This is a genomic window from Pseudoalteromonas sp. SR45-5, assembly GCF_014163565.1.
GTDB classification, from domain to species: domain Bacteria; phylum Pseudomonadota; class Gammaproteobacteria; order Enterobacterales; family Alteromonadaceae; genus Pseudoalteromonas; species Pseudoalteromonas distincta.
Map to the genome: position 1 here is coordinate 1 of NZ_JACJDN010001018.1, position 759 is coordinate 759.

Here is a 759-nt window from a genome sequence, read left to right on the forward strand (position 1 = left end):
GCTTTTTTTATAGGTAACGTTTACTGAACGTATTTATTTGCGCTGTAAGAAAACGCCCGACTCAATGTGATGCGTATAAGGGAACTGATCAAATATAGCAAAGCGCTTAACGTTATGCGTACGTGTTAAGTGATCAAGGTCACGCTCAAGAGTTTCAGGGTTGCACGATATATAAATTATGCTTTCGTAGTTAGCCACTAAGTCACACGTTAACTCATCCATGCCCGCGCGTGGTGGATCAACTAATATGGTTTGGCAGTCATAGCTTTTAAGGTCAATACCCTCTAAACGAGAGAAAGTACGCTCGCCATTCATTGCTTGAGTAAACTCTTCACTAGACATACGAATAATATCTAGGTTCTCTACGTTATTTTTAGCAATATTGTATTGAGCAGAATGAACAGATGATTTTGATATTTCCGTCGCTAATACTTTATTAAAACAGCCCGCTAATGCAATTGAAAAGTTACCGTTACCACAATAAAGTTCTAGTAAATCATTTTTAAGTGGTTTACATAAATCTTGTGCCCACTCCAGCATATTAATATTTACTTTTGCATTAGGCTGAGTAAAGCTATTTTCTACTTGTTGATAAATAAGCTCTTGCCCATTAACTGTTAAACGTTCAGTTACAAAGTCATCACCTAGTACTTCTTTTTGTTTGCGAGCACGACCTATAAAGTCAATTTTGTATTTACTGCTAAGCTTTTCTTTCAGTGCTTTAATTTCACTTAACCATTCATCATCCAGTGGTTTGTG

At 36.5% G+C, this 759-nt stretch carries 1 protein-coding gene; it reads right to left on the reverse strand.

Features of this window, described 5'->3' with window-relative positions; all coding sequences use genetic code 11:
* Positions 1–33 precede the first annotated feature (33 nt).
* Positions 34–759 (reverse strand): tRNA (uridine(54)-C5)-methyltransferase TrmA (gene trmA, locus H5072_RS20760; RefSeq protein ID WP_182694676.1); only part of this gene is annotated, 726 nt, incomplete at its 5' end.